The 21,700-nt window shown below is 65.7% G+C and carries 22 protein-coding genes; 9 read left to right on the forward strand and 13 right to left on the reverse strand.

From position 1 onward, the window contains the following. Positions 1-71 precede the first annotated feature (71 nt). From G4G71_RS08250 to G4G71_RS08280, 7 genes are all read right to left on the reverse strand, one after another. Positions 72-1,400 (reverse strand): DUF58 domain-containing protein, encoded by a 1,329-nt coding sequence (locus G4G71_RS08250; RefSeq protein WP_169936723.1) that lies wholly within the window; start codon positions 1,398-1,400, stop codon positions 72-74. Continuing rightward, a complete protein-coding gene (locus G4G71_RS08255) occupies positions 1,397-2,407 on the reverse strand; it encodes an AAA family ATPase (RefSeq protein ID WP_054908619.1) in 1,011 nt (336 codons plus the stop codon). Before G4G71_RS08255 ends, G4G71_RS08250 begins: the two co-directional genes overlap by 4 nt. Further along, complete coding sequence (locus G4G71_RS08260) at positions 2,404-3,693, reverse strand: DUF4350 domain-containing protein (protein WP_169936725.1); 1,290 nt, start codon at positions 3,691-3,693, stop codon at positions 2,404-2,406. The genes G4G71_RS08255 and G4G71_RS08260 overlap by 4 nt, the downstream gene beginning before the upstream one ends. After that, entirely contained in the window at positions 3,690-5,285 is a 1,596-nt protein-coding gene (locus G4G71_RS08265; RefSeq protein WP_169936727.1) for a DUF4129 domain-containing protein, read from the reverse strand. The genes G4G71_RS08260 and G4G71_RS08265 overlap by 4 nt, the downstream gene beginning before the upstream one ends. Continuing rightward, positions 5,272-6,258, reverse strand: a complete 987-nt coding sequence (locus tag G4G71_RS08270) for a stage II sporulation protein M (protein ID WP_169936729.1) — start codon at positions 6,256-6,258, stop codon at positions 5,272-5,274. Before G4G71_RS08270 ends, G4G71_RS08265 begins: the two co-directional genes overlap by 14 nt. Next, on the reverse strand, positions 6,255-6,992 hold the full coding sequence (locus G4G71_RS08275; RefSeq protein WP_240964888.1) for an RDD family protein: 738 nt from the start codon (positions 6,990-6,992) through the stop codon (positions 6,255-6,257). The genes G4G71_RS08270 and G4G71_RS08275 overlap by 4 nt, the downstream gene beginning before the upstream one ends. A gap of 87 nt (positions 6,993-7,079) precedes the next feature. Then, the gene (locus tag G4G71_RS08280; protein ID WP_169936731.1) at positions 7,080-7,895 is read right to left on the reverse strand and encodes a DUF975 family protein; all 816 of its coding nucleotides are present in this window, start codon (positions 7,893-7,895) and stop codon (positions 7,080-7,082) included. 142 nt (positions 7,896-8,037) lie between these two features. Between G4G71_RS08280 and sbcB the strand changes: the two genes are divergently transcribed. Continuing rightward, the gene (sbcB, locus tag G4G71_RS08285; protein ID WP_169936734.1) at positions 8,038-9,468 is read left to right on the forward strand and encodes an exodeoxyribonuclease I; all 1,431 of its coding nucleotides are present in this window, start codon (positions 8,038-8,040) and stop codon (positions 9,466-9,468) included. A 69-nt stretch (positions 9,469-9,537) separates the two neighbouring features. On the opposite strand, the gene mvaT is transcribed toward sbcB, so the two are convergent. Further along, a complete protein-coding gene (mvaT, locus tag G4G71_RS08290; RefSeq protein ID WP_054908626.1) occupies positions 9,538-9,912 on the reverse strand; it encodes a histone-like nucleoid-structuring protein MvaT in 375 nt (124 codons plus the stop codon). Between the two features lie 258 nt (positions 9,913-10,170). Here mvaT and purU point away from each other — a divergent pair, with 258 nt between their 5' ends. Further along, the gene (gene purU, locus G4G71_RS08295; protein ID WP_017519713.1) at positions 10,171-11,022 is read left to right on the forward strand and encodes a formyltetrahydrofolate deformylase; all 852 of its coding nucleotides are present in this window, start codon (positions 10,171-10,173) and stop codon (positions 11,020-11,022) included. Positions 11,023-11,108: 86 nt separating this feature from the next. Next, positions 11,109-11,288, forward strand: a complete 180-nt coding sequence (locus tag G4G71_RS08300; protein WP_024762639.1) for a hypothetical protein — start codon at positions 11,109-11,111, stop codon at positions 11,286-11,288. A gap of 5 nt (positions 11,289-11,293) precedes the next feature. Here the strand turns inward: G4G71_RS08300 and G4G71_RS08305 are convergent, their stop codons facing one another. The 3 genes from G4G71_RS08305 to upp all read right to left on the reverse strand — a co-directional run bounded on the left by G4G71_RS08305 (position 11,294) and on the right by upp (position 14,390). Beyond that, positions 11,294-12,292, reverse strand: a complete 999-nt coding sequence (locus G4G71_RS08305; protein ID WP_169936736.1) for a glucosaminyl phosphatidylglycerol flippase — start codon at positions 12,290-12,292, stop codon at positions 11,294-11,296. A 163-nt stretch (positions 12,293-12,455) separates the two neighbouring features. Beyond that, the gene (locus G4G71_RS08310) at positions 12,456-13,748 is read right to left on the reverse strand and encodes a uracil-xanthine permease family protein (RefSeq protein ID WP_169936738.1); all 1,293 of its coding nucleotides are present in this window, start codon (positions 13,746-13,748) and stop codon (positions 12,456-12,458) included. A 3-nt stretch (positions 13,749-13,751) separates the two neighbouring features. Continuing rightward, entirely contained in the window at positions 13,752-14,390 is a 639-nt protein-coding gene (upp, locus tag G4G71_RS08315) for a uracil phosphoribosyltransferase (RefSeq protein ID WP_169936740.1), read from the reverse strand. Positions 14,391-14,545: 155 nt separating this feature from the next. On the opposite strand from upp, the gene G4G71_RS08320 reads away from it, so the two are divergent. The 3 genes from G4G71_RS08320 (at position 14,546) to G4G71_RS08330 (ending at position 17,222) form a co-directional block, all read left to right on the forward strand. Continuing rightward, the gene (locus G4G71_RS08320; RefSeq protein ID WP_017519718.1) at positions 14,546-15,103 is read left to right on the forward strand and encodes a hypoxanthine-guanine phosphoribosyltransferase; all 558 of its coding nucleotides are present in this window, start codon (positions 14,546-14,548) and stop codon (positions 15,101-15,103) included. 2 nt (positions 15,104-15,105) lie between these two features. Then, positions 15,106-15,582, forward strand: coding sequence for a WbuC family cupin fold metalloprotein (locus G4G71_RS08325; protein WP_169936742.1), 477 nt, complete (start codon positions 15,106-15,108; stop codon positions 15,580-15,582). A gap of 215 nt (positions 15,583-15,797) precedes the next feature. Next, positions 15,798-17,222, forward strand: coding sequence for an aldehyde dehydrogenase family protein (locus tag G4G71_RS08330; protein WP_169936744.1), 1,425 nt, complete (start codon positions 15,798-15,800; stop codon positions 17,220-17,222). On the opposite strand, the gene G4G71_RS08335 is transcribed toward G4G71_RS08330, so the two are convergent. Further along, entirely contained in the window at positions 17,206-18,123 is a 918-nt protein-coding gene (locus tag G4G71_RS08335) for a LysR family transcriptional regulator (protein WP_169936746.1), read from the reverse strand. The two genes, G4G71_RS08330 and G4G71_RS08335, sit on opposite strands and share 17 nt — an antisense overlap. A 149-nt stretch (positions 18,124-18,272) precedes the next feature. Between G4G71_RS08335 and G4G71_RS08340 the strand changes: the two genes are divergently transcribed. The 3 genes from G4G71_RS08340 to G4G71_RS08350 all read left to right on the forward strand — a co-directional run bounded on the left by G4G71_RS08340 (position 18,273) and on the right by G4G71_RS08350 (position 19,783). Next, a complete protein-coding gene (locus tag G4G71_RS08340) occupies positions 18,273-18,755 on the forward strand; it encodes a hypothetical protein (RefSeq protein WP_371914071.1) in 483 nt (160 codons plus the stop codon). Positions 18,756-18,851: 96 nt separating this feature from the next. Then, positions 18,852-19,139 carry a PA4642 family protein gene (locus G4G71_RS08345; protein ID WP_169936748.1) on the forward strand — a complete coding sequence of 96 codons (288 nt, stop codon included), beginning with the start codon at positions 18,852-18,854 and terminating at the stop codon, positions 19,137-19,139. 239 nt (positions 19,140-19,378) lie between these two features. Continuing rightward, positions 19,379-19,783, forward strand: coding sequence for a VOC family protein (locus tag G4G71_RS08350; protein ID WP_169936750.1), 405 nt, complete (start codon positions 19,379-19,381; stop codon positions 19,781-19,783). 54 nt (positions 19,784-19,837) lie between these two features. On the opposite strand, the gene mqo is transcribed toward G4G71_RS08350, so the two are convergent. Beyond that, positions 19,838-21,331: a malate dehydrogenase (quinone) gene (gene mqo, locus G4G71_RS08355; RefSeq protein ID WP_169936752.1), complete on the reverse strand. Its 1,494-nt coding sequence runs from the start codon at positions 21,329-21,331 to the stop codon at positions 19,838-19,840. Between the last annotated feature and the right edge of the window lie 369 nt (positions 21,332-21,700).

Below are 21,700 nucleotides of genomic sequence, written 5' to 3' on the forward strand. Positions count from 1 at the left end.
AGCGCAGGACGCGCTGACCGATCTGCACGGTGTGGGACGCCAGGGAGTTGGTGTCCGGTCGTGGCGCGCTGTTACAGCGCGCCAGCCTTCTTCCAGCCCAGGTAACGGCTGATCAGTTCCGGCCCCAGCTGGCTCGGCCGCGCGTCGAGCACCGGCACGCCATGGGCCGCCAGCTTCTCGTGCAGGCCGGCGCGGGCGTTCAGGTAATCCACCGCACCGCAGTACGCCAGGGCTTCCTCGAAACCTTCCACCGGCGCCTGGCGCAGGCGGTCCAGCACCTCCTCGCGCAGGCTCGCGACGAGCACGCGGTGCTGGCGTCCGAGGCGTTTCACCGCCGCCACCAGTTCCTCGTCATCCTCGTCGCGCAGGTTGGTCACTATCACCACCAGCGCGCGGCGACGCTGGTGCGTCAGCACGGCTTGCACGGCCGCCGGGTAGTCCGCCGGGCGCTGGCTGCTGCGCAGGTCGTAGACGCTGTTGAGCAGGGCGGTGAGCTGGGCGCTGCCCTTGGCCGGCGGCAGGTGGCGCGGTTGATCGCCTGCGAAGGTCATCAGGCCTACGGCGTCGCCCTGGCGCAGGGCGACGTAGGCCAGCAGCAGGCTGGCATTGAGCGAATGGTCGAAGTGCGAGAGGTCGCCGTCGTGGCTTCGCATACGCCGACCGCAGTCGAGCAGGAAGAGGATCTGCTGGTCGCGCTCGTCCTGGTATTCGCGGGCGATAGGTGTGCGCTTGCGTGCGGTGGCCTTCCAGTCGATCTGCCGCAGGGTGTCGCCGTCGCGGAACTCGCGCAACTGGTGGAAATCCAGGCCCAGGCCACGCCGCTGCCCGGAGCGCACGCCGATGCGGTTGAGCCAGTGGTCCACTGCCATGAGTTCGGCGCCGTAGAGGCGGGCGAAGTCCGGGTAGACGCGGGTTTCGTCGCGCTGTTCCAGGTAGCGCCGGCCCTTCCACAGGCGCAATGGGCTGGACAGCTCGATCTCGCAGCGCTGGAAGACGAAATGCCCGCGGGACAGCGGGCGCACGCGGTAGCCCAGTTCAGTCTGTTCACCGGGGTGCAGTTCCACGGTCTGCGGCAGGTATTCGAACTCCATGCCGGCCGGCAGGTGGTCGAACACCGTAACGCGTTGCGGCTGGGCGTAGCGGTGATGGAATTGCAGGCGTATCTCGCTCCAGCGGCCCAGCGGCAGGTTGCCGCTCAACTGGCGGCGTAGCTCGGGCGAGGGCGTGCGGCGCAGCCAGAGCGCATCGGCCAGCGCCAGCAGGAGCAGCGCGCAGAGCGCCCCCCACCAGAGGCGGCCGAGCATGGCCGATCCCGAGTCCAGGGCTTCGGCCGCCCCCAGGGCGATGGCAATCGCCAGCAGGACGCCGAGCAGCGCGAGGAGCGCGCGCGATGGCTTCATACGCGCGGCGCCGGTACCTGGTCGAGCAGTTGTTGCAGCACCTGGTCCACCGACAGGCCTTCGATCTCCAGTTCCGGAGACAGGCGCACGCGATGGCGCAGCACGGCCAGGGCGCTGCCTTTCACGTCGTCCGGAATGACGAAGTCGCCGCTGCGCAGCAGGGCGCGGGCGCGCGCGCAACGCACCAGGGCGATGGACGCACGCGGGCCGGCGCCCAGCGCCAGGCCCGGCCAGTTGCGGGTGGTACGGGCGATGCGCACGGCGTAGTCGAGCACCTGGTCATCGATGGGCAGGTCGGCGGCGATCTTCTGCAGCGCCAGCACGTCCTTGTCCTTGAGCAGGGCGCGCATGGGCGCCACGTCGAGCATGTCGCTGCGCGCCGAGCGGGTGACCTGGCGCACCAGGGTCTGTTCCTCGGCCTCCAGCGGATAGTCGATGCGCAGCTTGAGCATGAAGCGGTCGAGCTCGGCTTCGGGCAGCGGGTAGGTGCCTTCCTGCTCGATGGGGTTCTGCGTGGCCAGCACCATGAACGGCTGCGGCACCGGCAAGGCGCGGCCCTCCAAGGTGACCTGGCGCTCCTGCATCACTTCCAGCAGCGCGGCCTGGGTCTTGGCCGGGGCGCGGTTGATTTCGTCGGCCAGCAGCAGGTGGGTGAACACCGGCCCCTTGCGCAGCTTGAACTGTTCGGTGGCGAGGTCGTACACGGCGTGGCCGGTGACGTCGCTGGGCATCAGGTCGGGGGTGAACTGGATGCGCGCGAAGCCGCCGTCGAAGCAGCGGGCGAGGGCGCGCACCAGCAGCGTCTTGCCCAGGCCGGGCACACCTTCGATGAGCACATGGCCGCCGGCGAGCAGGGCGGTGAGCACGTCGTCGATCACGGCCTGCTGGCCGATCAGGGCCTTCTGCAGTTCGTGGCGCAGCGCCTGGGCCAGCTGGCTGGCGCGCTGGCGCTGGGCGGCGGCATTGGGAGCGGTGGTGCTGGTGGGTTCAGGCGTCTGTTCGCTCATAGGGCATTCCTGAGGCTTTGCAGGTGCGCGACCTGGCGGGTGAATTCGGCGACGGCCATGCGCTGTTGCGGATAGGGGCGCATGGCCTGGCTGATGGCGCTGACCGACATGCGCGTCATGCGGCCCAGAGCTTGCCATTGTTCGGCGACCGGCAGGCGGTCGAAGCCGGGCTGGCGCTGCCGCGCCCGGCGCATCACATCTCGTTGCAGGCCTTGCAGCAGGGCGAGCTGGCCGCGCTGGCGGAGGATGAAGTCGGCGCCGGCGCGCAGGTGTTCTTCCAGTTGCCGACGGCTGCGGTCTGGATTGGGCTGCAGCGGGCCCTGGCGCAGGCCATTGCGCCAGAGCACCAGCACCAGCAACAGGGCGGCGGCCAGCAGTGCCTGCGGGAAATAGCGCATCAGCAGGGTCATGAGGCTGGTGCCGTCGGCACGGTAAACCAGGGTAACCGCGCTGTCCTGGGCCAGGTACCAGAGCAGCCAGGCGTTGTCGTAGGCGTCGAGTTCGCCGTTCTGCCAGATCCAGTTGTCGGTGAGCACGGTGATCAAGCCCTGGCCCCGCTGCAGCTGCAGCAGGTGGGTGGAGTCGCCGCTGTTGGCCCAGGCGTAGGCGAGGTTCTTCGAATCGAACAGGTGATAGTCGGTGTCGAAATCGATATAGGCCGGGGCCTTCTCGTTCTCCAGGTAAAGCTTGGTCAGGTTCGGGTAGGGATCGGCTTCTGTCTCGGCCTTGTCGGTAGCGCCGGAGGCCTGGTCCGGGTGCTCTTCTTCCACTTCCGCCTTGCCGGTTTCGTTGTCCGCCCGGTCCTCGGACGGGGAAGCGGTCTGCTCGTCGGACTGAGTGGATTTCTCCTCCTCCTTGTCCTTCAGATCGGCAGTGAGGAACTGCTGGACGCCCAGTTGATCCAGCAACAGGTCGCCACTCTTGCCTTCGTCCTCGTCCCACAGGCTTTCGGCGGTGACGATGAGGTGGCCGCCGCGGTTGGCCCAGTCCAGCAGGCGGGCGTTCTGGGTCGGCGTGACGTTCTCGCGGGTGCCCAGCAGGATCAGGGTCTGGCCCTTGCTCGGCAACTGGTCCAGCACTTCCATGCCGCGGGCGGTGGTGACGCGGATGCCGCGACCGCGCAGGTACATCTCGGCAGCAAGATAGGGGTTGGCGCGGGCTTCCGGGGAGGCGCCGTGCTCGATGGTCTCGGTGTAGGGCTCGAGGTTGCGGTACAGGTAGTAGCCGATGCCGCCGAGCACCAGCAGGACGAGCAGTGCCAGCAGAGCGAGGTTGCCGCGCTTCATGCCGGCACCTCGTTACCGAACAGGTGGCGCCATTCGCTGCACAGCTGCTGCTTGAGTTCGGCCTGCGGCGTGCGGTGCCCGTAGGCGAGGGCCTGCCACTGCTGGGTCAGGCTACGGGCGAAATTGTCCAGCGGCGGGTCGTTGAGGTCGGCCACGCGTACAAGGACTTCACCTTCGGTGGTGGACTCGCGCAGCGGCACGCGGAAGTCGTGCAGCAGGCGGCTGAGCAGGGCGCGGTAGAGCAGGCCGAGGGCGGCGCGCGGTTGCTCGTCCCACAGGCGCTCGGCTTCGCTGGCGACGTCACTGGGCAGGGTTTCCGGCGCCAGGTCCAGCCCGAACAGCACGCTGGGGGCTTCGCGGCGCGGCTTCTGCGGCAGGCCGATACGCCCGACGAACAATCGCAGCCATTGCCGATAACGCCAGATGACCAGGGCGATGACGGTGAACAGCAGGCCCCAGAGCAGTACCTCGATGCCTTGCGCGGCGAACTTGAAGGCCTTCCAGTTTTCCAGTGCCTCGAAGAAGCTCTTCAGGCGTTTGGCGTCATTCGGGTCAGCCGGCTTTTCCTCTTTCTTGTCTTCGCTCAGTCGCCAGCCGGTGACCTTCTCGCTGTTCTTGAAGGGCGGCGCGGCGAGGATCCTTTCCGCGGCGCTGCGCGAGTCCTCGCTGTTGAGTTTCTGCTGGGTCAGCCGCGCACCCTGGGGGCCGTCGGGATTCTGGTCGGGCAGTGGGCAACTCTGGCTGGCCTTGCCGCCGGCTTCCGCGCCGGCCGCCAGTGCGTCATGGGCCGGCAGTAGCGCGAAGGCGCCGGCCACCACCAGCAGCAGGGCATAGGCGCTGCCGATCAGGCGCTGGCGCAGGCGACGGAACACCAGTTCGATGTCCCAGGCTTCCAGTTCAGTGCGGCGGTTGAGGTAGAGGGTGAAGCCGCAGGCGACGTACACCGGTTCCCAGACAATCAGCAGCAGGGCGTAGACCAGGTTGCTGATGTGCTCGAGCCACACCCAGTCGCCTTCGGCGGCGCTGATCAACGACTTCCATTCCCAGTCTTCCACCCACTGGTTCGGCAGCATCAGGTACATCAGTGTGGTCAGGCCCAGCCACAGCGCCAGTTCGAAATGCATGCCGACGATGGTCAGCCAGGTGGCCCCGCCCGCATTGCGCTGGCCGAGCACCACCAGGCGCTGGCTGCGTGCCTGGCCCTTGAGGCCTTCGAGCTGCAGCACCGGCAGGTCGAAACTGCGGGTCGGGCTCAGCCGTCTCCAGAGCAGGCTGGGCAGCAGCTGTGACTTGAGCAGGCCGGGGAAGGCCCTCAGTGCTTCCTTGAGCGTCGGCGTGTCGCCGAACAGCGAGCGCGACAGGATGTACAACGGCAGGCGCTCGAAGGCGGGCTTGAGCCACCAGAAGATCAGTATCGCCCAGCTGGAGTAGTTCCACAGCAGCACGGAGAGCAGCACGAATACCGGCAGGGTGACGATGGCCCAGCTGGCCATCAGCACGCCGGCGTGGCGGCGCGCCAGGAGAACGCCCAGGTCCAAAGCCTCCCAGGCACTGCGCGGGCGGATGGCGACGCTGGCGTCAGTCAGGCGCATGACGTCTCCGTCCGGCAAGGAGGAAATAGCTGCCCACCAGCAACCACAGGCAGGCGCCGACGATGTACTTCACCGTTGCCGAGAAATGCGTGACAGAGGACCAGTAGCCCTCGACGAAGGCGGCGATCAGCAGCATCAGGATCACCCCGCCGATCAACTGCACGGCGCGGGCGGCGGCCTGGCGCAGGGCTTCCAGGCGGCTCAGGCGGCCGGGGGCGAGCAGCGCCCAGCCGAGCTTGAGGCCGGCACCGCCGGCGAAGGTGATCGCGGTCAGTTCGAAGGCGCCGTGGCCAATGACGAAGGACCAGAACGTCTCGATGTAGCCGACCTGGGTCAGGTGGCCGGCCACCGTGCCGATGATCAGGCCGTTGAACAGCAGGAAGAACAGGCTGCCGACGCAGAACAGCAGGCCGCTGGCAAAGGTCTGAAAGGCGATGCCGATGTTGTTCATGATGTAGTGGCCGAACATTTTCCAGTCATCGCCGGCGTCGCGCGTGCTCATGGGGCCCAGGCGCGTGGTGTCCGGCGAGTACATCGACTCCATCTCGGCGACGCGCTCCGGTGCCATGACGCTGTAGACCAGGTCGGGGAAGTGGTAGACCAGCACGCCCATCAGCAGCAGGCTGCCGTAGAACAGCAGGCTGGCGATGGCGATGCAGCGCCACTCCTCGCGTACCAGGCGGGGGAAGCCGGCGACCAGGAAACCGAGGATGCGCGCACCCAGATGGCTGCGGTGCCGATAGAACTGCTGGTGGCCACGCATGGCGAGCTGCTGCAGCTGGTCGATCAGGTGGCTGCTGTAGCCGCGCTCCTGGGCGAGCGCGAGCTGCTGGCAGATGCGCCGGTAATCGGCGGCGAACTCTTCGGGCTTCTCGCTCGGTTCCTGGCGCTTGCCGCTTTCCAGTTGCTCCAGGCGCTTGGCGAAGCGTTTCCAGCCGCCCTGGTGGCGCTGTTCGAAGAAAGCCTGCTTCATGGGTGGCCCGTCCCGTTACCGAGCAGGCCGCTGGCGATGCGATTCAGGCGGGCCTCCGCCTGCTCCGGGGCGATGCCCAGCGGTTGCGCCAGAATGCCGGCGAGCTCCTCTCGGCGTGCGGCCGAAAGCTGCGTGCCGCGTTCGGCGAAGCTCATCAGTGCGCGCTGCTCTGCCAGGTTCAGCGGCCAAGGCGCGAGCTCGGGCACAGCCTCCGAGACCTGAGGGCGGCTTGGTGGCGGGTCGCGGTAGATCACCAGGGTGCCGGCGGCGAGGTCGCCCAGGCGCTTGAAGGCCGAGTTGGACAGGCAACTGAGCAGCCCGAGCGTGTAGGCGAACGGCAGGATATCGGCGAAGCGCAGCAGGTTGCGCAGCAGCGAGGCGGACCAGCCGATTGGCGTGCCGTCGTCGTGTACCACGCGCAGGCCCATCATCTGCTTGCCGGGCGAGCGGCCCTGGTTGAGCACTTCGAACAGCACCATGTACCACCAGGTCATGACGAAGGTGAGGATCAGCCCGAGGCCGGTGCCCAGTTCGCCGAGGAAGGCCAGCAGCATGAACAGCGCCACCATCAGCAGGATGCGGATACCCAGGTCGATCAGGTAGGCGAGGGCGCGGGGGACGACACCAGCGGGACGCAGCAGCAGATCGATGCCTTCCGGAGTCTCCACGTGGTAGCGGGTGTCCAGGACGGGGGCGTGGGAAGACGCTTGGGGTGAAAGGTCTGCTGGGCTCAAGGGAAACCGCTGTCGATGGCTGAGAGCCAGATGCTAGCCAGCGCGGTGCGGCGAGGCAACCACGCTGGCAGGCTCAGGCCGAATTGATCACTTGGCCGGTGGCAGCACGCCGAAGATGGTGCGATACAGCACGCCGATGGCGACGATCAGCCACGGCATCACCCAGATCAGCGCGATACCCAGGGTCAGGGTGCTGAGCATGAACAGCAGGCCGAACACCAGCAGCAGGCCGAAGACCTTGAACCAGTGCTGGCTGATGGCCTTGCGCGAGGCTTCCAGCGCCGCCCAGGGCGACAGGCCACGCTCGACCACCAGCGGGATGGCGAGCATGTAGGCGATGCTCAGGTAGATGCCCGGCAGCACGAAGAGGAAGTAGCCGACGCAGATCAGGAGGGTGCTGAGCAGCACGCAGACGACCACCTGGAAGGTGCGGCCGAAGTGGCTGAAGACTTCGTTGAAGCGCAGCGGCTGGTCGGCGGCGCGGCGGATACCGAGCATGTTCACGCCCGCCAGCAGCGGGTAGCACACGGCGGTGGCGACGAAGCTCAGGACGATGGAGCCGATGAAGAAGGCCACCAGCGCACCGACCGCCATGCCGCCAGCGGCTTCGCTATCGCCGAGCAGCCCCATCCCGGCGATGCCGGCGACGCCGACCACGGTGAGGAACAGGCTGAGCAGGTTGACCAGGGCGAAGATCGCCGCATAGAAGACCACGAAGCCGCCGATGATCAGGCCCTTGGTGCCTTTGGTGCGGCGCCAGGATTCGCCCAGCAGTTCGTTGATGCTGAAGTTGTAGCCGCGGCTCAGCGCCTCGGCGACGGAGGGCACGGCGCCCTGGGCTGAGCCCGGTTCGAGGTTGCTCAGTGGAGCGCTGTAGGGATTCTGTGCTGCGAGGTCTTGCATGAGGAAAGTCCTTTCCAGTGGGGTGTCCTTGCGACGGCCATCATAAAGGCGGGAGCTGGCTAGGTGCCAGCGAGGCGTTTTGGAAGTGTGGCCGGCAGCACTGTTAGACTGCGACGCACTCGCTTGCAGGCAAGGAAAAACGATGAACGCCAGCATCTTCTGGTACGACTACGAAACCACCGGCATCGACCCGCGCCGTGACCGTCCGCTGCAGGTGGCCGGCATTCGCACGGACGAGGACCTCAACGAGGTCGGTGAATCGCTGAACCTCTACTGCCGGCCCAGCGATGACATCCTCCCGCACCCGGCCGCCTGCCTGGTCACCGGCATCACCCCGGATCGCCTGGAGGAACGCGGCCTGGGCGAAGCCGAATTCATGACCCGCCTGTACGCCGAACTGGCGCAGCCGGGCACCTGCGTGGCGGGCTACAACACCCTGCGTTTCGATGACGAGGTCACGCGCTACAGCCTGTACCGCAACTTCTTCGATCCCTACGCCCGCGAGTGGCAGGGCGGCAACAGCCGCTGGGACCTGATCGACATGGTGCGCACCGCCTACGCGCTGCGCCCGGAGGGCATCGTCTGGCCCGAACAGGATGGCGTCGTCAGCCTCAAGCTGGAACGCCTCACCGCGGCCAACGGGATTGACCATGGGCAGGCGCACGATGCGCTGTCCGACGTGCGCGCCACCATCGCTCTGGCGCGGCTGGTGCGCGACCGCCAGCCGAAACTCTATGACTACCTCTATCGCCTGCGCGGCAAGCAGGGCGTGCTGGATCAGGTTCGTGTGCTGCAACCGATGGTGCACATCTCCGGCATGTTCTCCGCGGCGCGGCACTACCTGTCCGTGGTACTGCCGCTGGGGTGGCATCCACGCAACCGCAACGCGCTGATCGTCTGCGACCTGGGCGTGGATGTTTCGCCGTTGCTGGAGCTCGATGCGGAAACGTTGCGCAAGCGCCTCTATACGCGCCGTGATGAGTTGGCCGAAGGCGATTTGCCGGTGCCGCTGAAGCTGCTGCACATCAATCGCTGCCCGGTGGTGGCGCCGTTGTCCGTACTGCGCCCGCAGGACCGCGAGCGCATCGGCGTGGATCTCGATGCCTGCCTGGCCGCTGCGCAAACCCTGACTCAGTCAAAAGCGATCTGGCAGGACAAACTGGCGCCCTTGTATGCCGAGGAAAGTTTCGCCGGCAGCGAAGATCCCGAGCAGCAGTTGTATGACGGTTTTATCGGTGACCGTGATCGCCGATTGTGCGAACAGGTGCGCCAGGCTGATCCCGCGCGGCTGGCGAAAGAACAATGGCCATTCGATGATGCGCGACTTCCCGAACTTCTCTTCCGTTATCGGGCACGCAATTTCCCGGAAACTTTGAGTGCCACGCAACAGCAACAATGGCAGGACTTCTGCCGCGCGCGCCTGAGTCAGGCCGAATACGGCGCACCGAATACTCTGGATAACTTTGCCGCGGCAATGAGTGAACAGCTGGTCAATGCCACGCCGGCCGGCCGTTTGGTGCTGGAAGAATGGGAGAAGTATGCGCAGGTGTTGCGCGCGCGCTATCGCCTGTAGCGCCACGCACTTTTCTGCAGGCAATAAAAAACGCCAGCGCGAAGCTGGCGTTTTTCATCTCCGCAAGGCTCAGCCCAGCAGTGTGGCCCAGCCTTCCACGGCTTCGGCGCCCCACTTGGCTTTCCATTCCTTGAGGGTCTTGTGGTTGCCGCCCTTGGTCTCGATGACTTCACCGGTGTGCGGGTTCTTGTATTGCTTGACCTTGCGAGCGCGCTTGGTGACGGTGGCTTTTGCGGTGCGCGGCGATTTGCTCAGCTTCGCGTCCGGATCGAGCAGGGCGATGACGTCACGCAGGGACTTGCCATAGCTGGCCATCAGCGCGCGAAGTTTCTCTTCGAACTCAAGCTCTTTCTTCAGCTTGTCGTCCTGCTCCAGGGATTTCAGGCGCTCCTGAAGTTCCTTGATGGCTTCTTCGGTAGCGCGGTACTCGTTGATCAGCGACATGTTGGGTACCTTGTTCTGGGTCCAGCGGTGGCGGATAGTTTGTAGCAGACATAATAGTCAGCGAAGTTGTTCAAGTAAATGCTTGCGGAAAGTTTTGTCGTTAATTGTCGACTTATTTAACTAATTCATTCTCTGGTAATTAATCGATGCACTCGCAATGCACCGAACTGGCTCTCGTCGGCGCACTGCGGCAATGGCTGATCTTTTCCCCGGCAGCCGCTAGAATGGCGGCCTTCGCGATGTATCTGGAGTACACCCATGCGCACTTTCCGACTGGTGATCGCCTGCCCCGACGGGGTCGGCATCGTCGCCAAGGTGAGTAATTTCCTGGCCACTTACAACGGCTGGATCACCGAGGCCAGTCACCATTCCGACAACGACAACGGCTGGTTCTTCATGCGGCATGAGATTCGTGCCGACTCCCTGCCGTTCGATATCGACGGTTTCCGCCAGGCCTTCGCCCCCATCGCCCGCGAGTTCTCCATGGAGTGGCGGATCACCGACTCCTCGGTGAAGAAGCGCGTCGTGCTGATGGCCAGCCGCGAATCGCATTGCCTGGCCGACCTGCTGCACCGCTGGCACAGCGGCGAGCTGGACTGCGAGATTCCCTGCGTGATCGCCAACCACGATGACCTGCGCAGCATGGTGGAGTGGCACGGCATTCCGTACTTCCACGTCCCGGTGGACCCGAAGAACAAGCAGCCGGCCTTCGAGCAGGTCTCGCGCCTGATCGACGAACACCAGGCCGACAACGTGGTGCTGGCGCGCTACATGCAGATCCTGCCGCCGGACCTGTGCCAGAAGTACCGCCACCAGGTGATCAACATCCACCACAGCTTCCTGCCGTCCTTCGTCGGCGCCAAGCCGTACCACCAGGCCTCGCTGCGCGGCGTGAAGCTGATCGGCGCGACCTGCCACTACGTCACCGAGGAGCTGGACGCCGGCCCGATCATCGAGCAGGACGTGGTGCGCATCAGCCACCGCGACAACATCGAGGACCTGGTGCGCCTGGGCAAGGACGTCGAGAAGCTGGTGCTGGCCCGCGGCCTGCGCTACCACCTGGAAGACCGCGTGCTGGTGCACGACAACAAGACCGTGGTGTTCGACTGATCCACGCGGTCTCGTTCCAGACTGGGTACTCCGCATGCTCTCGCCGTCCCCCGACGGCGGGCGCTGCACCCAACGGAGACGCCGCCATGAGCGACCCGAAGAACCCCGGCACCGCCACCCCGCCGCCCACCCTGGGCGAAGGCTGCACCAGCCGCTACGATCCCGACGCGCTGAGCGAAGAGGACGGCACCGAGTTTCCCGGCGCCGCCGAGCTCTGGGATTCGCTCAAGCCTGAGCAGAAGCAAGACAAACCCGCCAGCGGCTGAGAGCTTCAGGCGCGTTCGCGCATCCCTATCAGCTTGCGCAGCAGCGGACGCCCCGCCATGAGGGCGAACACCGGCGCGCCCATCACCAGGTAGAAGTAGTAGGTCACCACGCGCCAGATCAGGATGGCCGCGGCCGCCGTGGATTTGCCCACCAGCGGGGCGAGCAGCGCGGCGCTGGTCAGCTCGGTGCCGCCAGCGCCGCCCGGCAGCAGCGTGGCCAGGCCCGCCGCCAGCGACAGCAGCTGGATCAGGAAGGCCCAGGCCCAGTGCAGGTCCACGCCCAGCGCCTTGAGGGTGATGTAGAGCACCGAGAAGCGCAGGATCCAGTGGCAGCAGGTGAAGAAGAAAATCAGTGCCAGCCGGCGCTTGGGTTGGCGCAGGCAGCTCACCAGGGTGTCGCGGAAGTGCAGAGCCTTGCGCGCCCAGTGCAGGCGCGTACGCGGCTTCATCCCCAGGCGTTTGAACAGCCGGCCGTTGGCCTTGATCACCCGGCGCTGGAAGCGCGCCAGCAGTACCACACCGAAGAAGATCCCGCCCAGCAGCACGCCGCTGGTGATCAGCGAGGTCTCCAGGTTCGGGCTGACGCTGTGCGATAGCGCCCAGACCAGCACGGCCGCCAGTGCACAGAGGAAGAACAGCAGATCGCTCAACTGGTCGACGGCGAAGATCGCGCTGCTGTGTGCCGGGCGCATGCCGTGACGGGCGAGCAGGGCCATCAGGGTCAGCGGGCCGCCGGTGCCGCCGGGGGTCGCATAGAAAGCGAACTCCGAGGCCATGATGATGCCTACCGAGCGCACCTTGCCGATCTCCCCGGCGCGACCATTGAGCAGCACGCGGAGCTTCTGCGCGTTGATCAGCCAGCAAAGGCAGATCATGCCGAACATGATCAGCAGCTTGTCGAGGGGGAAGGCGAGGACGTGATCGAGCATTTCCCGGCCGCCGAGGGCGAGCGGGATCAGCGAGGCGCCGATCAGGCCGAGCAGCAGCCACCAGGCACGGCTCACGGGCGTACCTTCGGTGGCTGGAGGGGCAGGAACGAGGCGGAGCGGATAACCAGAGCCTCCTGTCGGAATCGAACTGTCATGCTGAATGGACCGTCAACGGCATGCTGCGTTCGCCGAACTTTACGTGGGCAAGGGCGCCGCGATCAGTCGGCGCCCTTGCCAATCACTCGGCGGATTTTCCGTCGTCGGCGCCTTGTTCCAGTGCCTTGTTCTCCCAGCCTTCCTCGCCGGGGAGGATCAGGTTCAGGAGGATCGCGACGATGGCGCACAGGGCGATGCCCTTCAGGCCGAAGTCGTCCGGGCCGGTGCCGGTGCCGATCAGCACGCCGCCAATGCCGAACACCAGGGTGACCGAGACGATGCACAGGTTGCGCGCCTGGGACAGGTCCACCTTGTGGCGGATCAGGGTGTTCATGCCCACGGAGGCGATGGTGCCGAACAGCAGGCAGAGAATGCCGCCCATCACCGGTACCGGGATGCTCTGCAGGATGGCGCCGAACTTGCCGACGAAGGCCAGGCTGATGGCAAAGATGGCCGCCCAGGTCATGATCTTCGGGTTGTAGTTCTTGGTCAGCATCACCGCGCCGGTCACTTCCGCGTAAGTGGTGTTCGGCGGGCCGCCGAACAGACCGGCGGCGGACGTGGCGATGCCGTCACCCAGCAGGGTGCGGTGCAGGCCGGGGGTCTTCAGGTAGTTCTTGCCGGTCACGCCGCCGACGGCGATGACGCCGCCGATGTGCTCGATGGCCGGAGCCAGCGCCACCGGGACGATGAACAGGATGGCCTGCCAGTTGAATTCCGGCGCAGTGAACTTCGGCAGCTCCAGCCAGGGGGCGGCGACGATCTTCGCCACGTCGACCACGCCGAAGGCGAAGGCCAGGCCGTAGCCCACCAGCACGCCGGCGATAATCGGTACCAGGCGCAGCATGCCCTTGCCGAACACCGCGACGATCAGGGTGGTCAGCAGCGCTGGCATGGAGATGAACATGGCGGTCTTGTAGGGGATCAGCTCGGTGCCGTCACCCGCCTTGCCCATGGCCATGTTGGCGGCGATCGGCGCCATGGCCAGGCCGATGGAGATGATCACCGGGCCGATTACCACCGGTGGCAGCAGGCGGTCGATGAAGCCGGTGCCTTTGACCTTCACCGCCAGGCCCAGGAAGGTGTAGACGAAGCCTGCCGCCACCACGCCGCCCATGGTCGCCGCCAGGCCGAACTGGCCCTTGGCGAGGATGATCGGGGTGATGAAGGCGAAGCTCGATGCCAGGAACACCGGTACCTGGCGGCCGGTGAAGATCTGGAACATCAGGGTGCCGAAGCCGGCGGTGAACAGCGCGACGTTCGGGTCGAGCCCGGTGATCAGCGGCATCAGCACCAGCGCGCCGAAGGCCACGAAGAGCATCTGTGCGCCAGAAATGATCTGGCGCCACAGCGGTTCGTTGAATTCATCGGCCATCGATCAGGTGTCCTTCTGCTTGGTGCCGAAGATCTTGTCACCGGCATCGCCCAGGCCCGGCATGATGTAACCGTGCTCGTTCAGGCACTGGTCGATGGAGGCGGTATAGATGAGCACGTCCGGATGCGCATCGTTGACCGCCTTGATCCCTTCCGGCGCCGCCACCAGCACCATCGCGCGGATGTCCTTGCTGCCGGCTTTCTTCAGCAGGTTGATGGTGGCGACCATGGAGCCGCCGGTGGCCAGCATCGGGTCGATGATCAGCGAGCGGCGCTCGGCGATGTCCGGCGCAAGCTTTTCCAGGTAGGTGTGCGCTTCGAGGGTTTCTTCGTTGCGTGCCACGCCCACGGCGCTGACCTTGGCGCCCGGAATCAGGGTGAGCACGCCCTCGAGCATGCCGATACCGGCGCGCAGGATCGGCACCACGGTGATCTTCTTGCCGGCGATCTTCTCGACCTGCACCGGGCCCGCCCAGCCTTCGATCTCGTAGTTCTCCAGCGGCAGGTCCTTGGTCGCCTCGTAGGTCAGCAGGGCGCCCACTTCCTGGGCCAGCTCGCGGAAATTCTTGGTACTGATATCGTGACGGCGCATCAGTCCGATCTTGTGGCGGATCAGGGGATGGCGAATCTCGAGTACGGGCATGGACGGGTTCTCCGGACGGGCTGGCAAAAAAATTGCGGTAGCGTAATGCATCCTAGCTACCTTGGGCCACGATTGTCGGCGACATTCGTCCGCTGACCCTTGCTCCGCGGCACGCCGATAGGTACCTTTGCGCACTTTTTCACCGGAGAGCCCCCATGTCCGTCGATCTCGCGCACATCCGCCAAGTCATGGCCGAAGCCGACTGCCTGTACACCAACGCCGAGGTAGAGGCCGCCATCGCCCGTGTGGCCGAGGCCATCAATGGCTCGCTGGCCGACACCAACCCGGTGGTGTTCTGCGTGATGAACGGCGGCCTGATCTTCTCTGGCAAGCTGCTCCCCCTGCTGAATTTCCCGCTGGAAGCCTCCTACCTGCATGCGACCCGTTACCGCAACGAGACCACCGGTGGCGAGCTGTTCTGGAAGGCCAAGCCGGAAATCTCCTTCATCGACCGTGAAGTGCTGATCATCGACGACATCCTCGACGAAGGGCACACCCTCTCGGCGATCATGGACTTCTGCAAGCATGCTGGCGCCAAGCGCGTGCACACCGCCGTGCTGATCGACAAGGACCACGACCGCAAGGCCCGCCCGGACCTGAAGGCCGACTACGTGGGCCTGTCCTGCATCGACCGCTACATCTTCGGCTACGGCATGGACTACAAGGGCTACTGGCGCAACGCCGCCGGCATCTTCGCCGTCAAGGGACTCTGACGATGAGCGGGCCGCGTTTTCTCGACAGTGCGCTGTTCGACGAGGTCGCGGCCCGTGCCGCCGCCAGCCCCCGGCGCCGGCAGAACCACAATTTCCATGAGCAGACTGAGCCCTGCCATCGCCTGCTCAACGCGCTGCAGCCCGATACCTATATCCCGCCGCACTGCCACCGCCACCCGGACAAGGCCGAAAGCCTGCTGGTGGTGAAGGGCGCGCTGGGCCTGCTGATCTTCTCCGAGTCCGGCGAACTGCTGGCTACCCGCCTCCTGCGTGCGGGTGGCGACTGCGTCGGTGCGGACCTGCCGCCGGGCACCTTCCACGCCATCGTCGCGCTGGAGCCGGACAGCATCATGTTCGAAGCCAAGGCCGGGCCGTTCGTGCCGCTGGGTGAGGACGAACGCGGGCAATGGGCGCCACGCGAAGGCGAGCCGGGCGCCGCCGAGTACCTGGCCTGGATGCGTTCCCAATTCCCGCTCTGAACCCGGCACGCGCGTAGGAGCGGACTCTGTCCGCGATGGCTTCGCCCAACTCCCTGGTCGAGCGGAGTGGTGGTGAGTCGATCGCGGACGGAGTCCGCTCCTACGTTCGATCATGCATCGAGATTGTTCGATGCATGCATGGGCTAACGTGCATTTTTGCCGATGCATGCCCCGCCTATCCTGCGACCCTCACAAGACAACCGTCCGAGGTTCGCATGTCCCGTCTCCTTTATATCGATGGCCAATGGCAGGCCGCCGACAGCGGCGCCGTCCTGCGCCCGATCGCTCCCGCTACCCGTGGAGCGCTGCCGGAAGTCGCCTGCGCCGGTGTGTCCGACGTAGAACGCGCGGTCGCTGCCGCCAAGCGCGCCTTCGCCGGCTGGCGCCAGACCACAGCCGCCCAGCGCGCCGGTTATCTGCGAGCTTTCGCCGAGCAGCTCGAAGCCCGCAGCGAAGCGCTGATCACCCTGCAGATGCAGGCCAGCGGCAAGCCGCGCCTGGAAGCGGAAATCGATATCGGCGACGCCATCGCGACCTTCGCCTACTACGCCGAGCTGGCCGAGCAACTGGACGCCCGGCAGAACGCCGAAGTGGCCCTGCCGGACGCCGGCTACCGCTCGCAGACCCGCTTCGAGCCCATCGGCGTGGTCGGCCTGATCGTGCCGTGGAACTTCCCGCTGGTGACCAGCGCCTGGAAGGTCGCACCGGCCCTGGCCGCCGGCTGCACCGTGGTGCTCAAGCCCTCGGAGATCACTCCGCTGATCGAGCTGATGCTGGGCGAGATCGCCGACGCCATCGGCCTGCCGGCCGGCGTGCTGAACCTGGTGCCGGGCCTGGCCGATGCGGGCGCTGCGCTGTGCAGCCATGCGGGCATCGCCAAGCTGTCCTTTACCGGCAGCAACGTCGTCGGCCGCAAGGTCATGGAAGCCGCTGCCGCGCGTACCCTGCCGGTGGGGCTGGAGCTGGGCGGCAAATCGCCGATCCTGGTGTTCGAGGACTGCGACCTGGACGAAGCCGTGCAGTGGATCATTGCCGGCGTCTACTGGAACGCCGGGCAGATGTGCTCCGCCACCTCGCGCCTGCTGGTGCAGGAATCCATCGCCGAGCCGCTGCTGGCGAAGCTGAAGGTCGCGGTGGATGGCCTGCGCGTCGGCGATTCGCTGCTGGGCGAGACCGACATGGGCCCGATGACCAGCGAAGCGCAGTACCGCAAGGTACTCGACTACTTCGCTGTGGCCCGCGACGAAGGCCTGGCCTGCCTGACTGGCGGTGAGGCGGCGGAGGGCTGGTTCATCCAGCCGACCGTGTACACCGATGTGCCGGCGGACAGCCGTCTGTGGCGCGAGGAAATCTTCGGCCCAGTGCTGTGCGTGCGTACCTTCAGCGATGAAGCCGATGCCCTGCGTCAGGCCAACGACAGCGACTTCGCCCTGGCCGCCACTGTGTGCAGCGCCGATCTGGACCGCGCCCAGCGCGTCGCCGAGAACCTGGAGGCCGGCAACGTCTGGCTGAACTCGCCGCAAGTCGTCTTCCCGCAGACTTCCTGGGGCGGCGGCAAGCGCAGCGGTATTGGCCGCGAGCTGGGTCCGTGGGGCCTGTCGGCATTCTTCGACATCAAGCACATCACCGCGCCGCGCTGATCGGCGTCACCCCGTGCTCCAGGCGCAGGTCCTCGACCAGCGCCTGGAGCGCTTCGTTATGCCCCGGCTCGTCGCGCACCACCAGGCTGTGGGTGATCCCGTAGCCGAGGCTGTCCGGCAGCAGGGCGCGCATCTCGCCCTGTTCCACCCAGCGCTCGGCGTAGTGGGTGGGCAGGTAGCCCAGGTGCGTGCCGGCGCGCACCGCGTGCAGCACTGCTTCCATGTGCTGGGCGAATGCCGTGCTGCGCTGCGGGTCGGCGGGCAGTTGCACGTCGGCGACGGCGTAACCGTGTTGAATCCAGTTGCAGGTCTCCAGTTCAGCGGCGTCGCTCACGTTCTTGTCGAACAGCGGATGCTCACGCCCGCAGAACACTGCTACTCGCTCGTGATACAGCGGTTCGTAACGCAGGTTCGGCAGGCGCCGGCTGAAGCAGGCGATCGCCAGGTGCAGACGGCCGCTGAGCACCAGGCGCTCCAGTTCGCTGGAGGACTCGATGAGGAAATGCAGGCGCACGTCCTGGTCGCGGCGGTTGAACCGCGCCAGAGTCTGGTGGATGCGTGCGTCGGGCAGCGTGGCGATATTGTCGGCCAGACCCAGGTGCAACTCGCCGACCAGCCGCCCGGCCAATGACTGCACCTGATCACGGAAGTCCCCCAGCGCAGCGAACAGGTTCTGCGCGTAGTCCAGCACCCGCTCGCCTTTCTCGGTCAGGCGGAAGCCGCTCTTGCCGCGTTCACACAGGCGGTAGCCCAGGCGAGTTTCGAGGCTGGCGATGTGTGTGCTGATGGTCGACTGGCCCATGCCCAGTTCGCCCTGCGCGGCCGAAAAACCACCGCAACGCACCACGCAGGCGAAGATGCGCAACAGGCGCAGGTCGAGATCGGAGACGTTGTGCAGCATGGCGGAATCGGCCCGTATCGATGCAAGGGGTGTTTCGTGTCGAAGGCTATCAATGTATCGGCATGCTTGCCATGTGCGCCTGTCGTGGCGCTCCGGGCGCGTGCTAGAGTGCCCGGCCCTGTCCCGCGGAGGTGATGATGTCCGTTCGCATGCCGGGCGCCGTGCTGGCGCTACTGTTCTGCATTCCCCTCGGCTTTGCTGGTGCAGCCATTGCCGCACCGATGCACGGCCAGTTCCTGCCGCCGGACGATGCCGGCCTGCGCCAGGGCGAGCCGGAGCAGCAGCAACTGCTGCAGGTTACCGAGTACAGCGTGGTGCTGGGCAACCAGCGGCAGTCCAACCAGCAGCCGATCCCGATCACCACGCCGTCGCTGCTGCGCCTCAAGGGCAAGCCGCTGAACAAGGGCGCGCAGATCAGCCAGGTGGTGATCAGCTTCGACGCCGAGGGCAAGAGTCTGAAGAAGCCGGCCTACGACGAGAAGACTCGCGTGCTCAGCCTGTATTACCCGCAGGCGGCTTATCCACAACTGCTGGACCTGCTGCGCAACGGTACCGTCTACGTGCAGTTCCTCACCTACGGCAACGGCCATATCTGGGCCGACCTGCATACCGGCGCGGTGCGTGCGCGTTGAGCCGCGCCCGGCGCAGGGGTAAACTGCCCGACCCGTGGTGCCCGGCCAGCCGTTGCCGGCCGCGATCCCCGAGACAGCCGTAGAGAGAAGCGAGCGATGCGTAAAGACAAGAAGCAGGTGATTGGCGAAGAGATCAACGACAACGCCATCAAGCTGTTCCTCGACGTGGAACCGGCCGACGACACCCCGGCGTCCCTGCACAAGCTGGTCAAGGCCTACCGCGGCCTGCGCATCGACGACTTCGAGCGCTTCGTCGGCTTCTTCGTCGAAGCTGGCTACGACCTGTCCGCCAAGGATGCCCAGGGCAAGGACTTCGTCGCCCTGATCCAGGACCAGCGTCAGGCCGAGCCCTACATCGAAGTGATCAAGGCTGCCCGCGGCTGATCGCATCGATGCGCTGAAAAGCCCGCCTTGTGCGGGCTTTTTTGTTGGGGCGGTTCGCGAGCAAGCTCGCTCCTACGGAAGGCGGGCCCGCCAAACCTCCGAACGAATGGCTCTTGTAGGAGCGAGCTTGCTCGCGAACATGGACCGCAGAGAGGCTTTTGAGGCCGCCCAGGGCACCGCTCCAAAATCCCCGCCTAGACTTCTCCGAAGAACGATAACGACAAGGCGAGGACGAAGCCGTGCAAGTACAGCCCTATCTGTTTTTCCATGGTCGCGCCGATGAGGCCATTGCCTTCTACCAGCACGCGGTGGGTGCCCAGCTCGGGGCGCTGATGCGCTTCGAAGAAGCGCCGGGACCGTCACCGGTGCCCGATGGCTGGCTGGACAAGGTGATGCACGCCAGCCTGCAGATTGGCGAGACGGAAGTCTTCCTGTCCGATGGGCGCGGCGAGCACAACGCCGCCTTCAATGGCTTTTCCCTGCACCTGACGCTGCGCAGCGTGGTGGCGGCGGAGCAGGCGTTTGCCGCGCTGGCGGAGGAGGGGCGGGTGGAGATGCCGCTGGAGAAGACCTTCTGGGCGCAGCGCTTCGGCATGCTCACCGATCGCTTCGGCGTCGGCTGGATGGTCAGCTGCCACGGCTAGGTCACCGACATGAAAAAGCCCGCCAGGAGGCGGGCTTTTTCACGAGTGCAGCACTCAGGACGCGGCGACGATCTGCAGGCGGTCGGCGGTCATCTGGTTGACTTCGCGGTATACCGCGGCGTCGGTTTCCAGCTGCTTCTCGCGGGCCGGGAAGATCTCCTTGAGCTTCGCGGTCCACTCAGCCGATTTGTAGCGCTCGGGGAAGCAGCGTTCCAGCAGGCCCAGCATGATCGACACGGTGACCGAAGCGCCCGGGGAGGCGCCGAGCAGGGCTGCGATGCTGCCGTCCTGGGCCGCCACCAGTTCGGTACCGAACTGCAGGATGCCGCCTTTCTTCGGGTCCTTCTTGATGATCTGCACGCGCTGGCCGGCGGTTTCGAGGCGCCAGTCGGCCGGATTCAGTTCCGGGTAGAACTTGCGCAGGGCTTCGATGCGCTGGTCCATGGACTGCATGACTTCCTTCACCAGGTAGCGGGTGAGGTCCATGTTGTCGCGAGCCACGGCGAGCATCGGCAGCAGGTTGCTGGTGCGCACCGAGAGCGGCAGGTCGAGGAACGAGCCGTGGCGCAGGAACTTGGTGGAGAAGCCGGCGTACGGGCCGAACAGCAGGGACGTCTTGCCCTCGACCACGCGGGTGTCCAGGTGCGGCACGGACATCGGCGGGGCACCCACTTCGGCCTGGCTGTAGACCTTGGCCTGGTGGTGCTTGACCACTTCCGGGTTGTCGCAACGCAGCCACTGGCCGCTCACCGGGAAGCCGCCGAAGCCCTTGCTTTCCGGAATGCCGGACATCTGCAGCAGCGGCAGCGCGCCGCCGCCGGCGCCGAGGAAGACGAACTTCGCCTTGACCTTGCGCGAGTCGCCGGTCTGGGTGTTCTTGATGTCTACCAGCCAGCCGTCGCCGCTGCGCTCAAGGCCGACGACTTTCTGGAAGTAGCGGACGTCGCTGCCTTCGCGGCTGGAGAGGTAGCCCAGCAGCTGGTTGGTCAGGGCGCCGAAGTTGACGTCGGTACCGCTTTCCACGCGGGTCATGGCGACCTGCTCGTCGGCCGGGCGGCCGGGAATGGTCAGCGGGGCCCACTCGGCAATCTTCGCGCGGTCCTCGGTGTATTCCATCGAGGTGAAGGCATGGTGCTGGCTCAGCAGTTCATGGCGCTTCTTCAGGAACGGAATGTCCTTGCCACGCACGAAGCTCATGTGCGGAACGGGGTTGATGAAGTTGCGCGGCGCGCCGAAGGCGTCCTTCCCGGTCAGGTAGGCCCAGAACTGCTTGGACACCTCGAACTGGGCGTTGATGTTCACCGCCTTCTTGATGTCGATCGAGCCGTCAGCCGCCTGCGGGGTGTAGTTCAGCTCGCAGAGGCCGGCGTGACCGGTACCGGCGTTGTTCCACGGGTTGGAACTCTCGATGGCTCCGGATTCCTGCAGTTCGACGATCTCGAGCTTGACGCCCGGATCGACTTCCTTGAGCAGGACAGCCAGGGTTGCGCTCATGATGCCGGCGCCGACCAGCAGCACGTCCATCGATTCGATTTCGTTCTGCGCCATTAACGCGTCTCCAAAACTATCAGCAGCCAGTTGTGACAGAGGTTTCGCGTCCAGTGCGCAAAACAAATGTCCGAATTCTTCTCAGGTCGCAGGGGACCTTTCGCGAATGTCTCGGGCCGGGATCGGAGGAGGGGGAATGCGCACCTTCTCGGCAATCCACGGCGGACGAGTTCATCCGCAAGTGCATCCGGGTGCGGCGCTTATGCGCGGCTTCCGGTGCCGAAAAAGCGATTCAGTGCTGCGGGGTCAGACGTCAATGGTGCTACCAACGCAAAACTCTTCATTGCTCGCCACACTCTCGTGAAGTAGTGAAAAACCTTCGATCACGCTCTTTTGGAGGCGTGAAGCTCAAAGGGGATCGTCGTCGCG

The sequence above is a fragment of the Pseudomonas multiresinivorans genome (assembly GCF_012971725.1).
Classification (GTDB): Bacteria; Pseudomonadota; Gammaproteobacteria; order Pseudomonadales; family Pseudomonadaceae; genus Pseudomonas; species Pseudomonas multiresinivorans.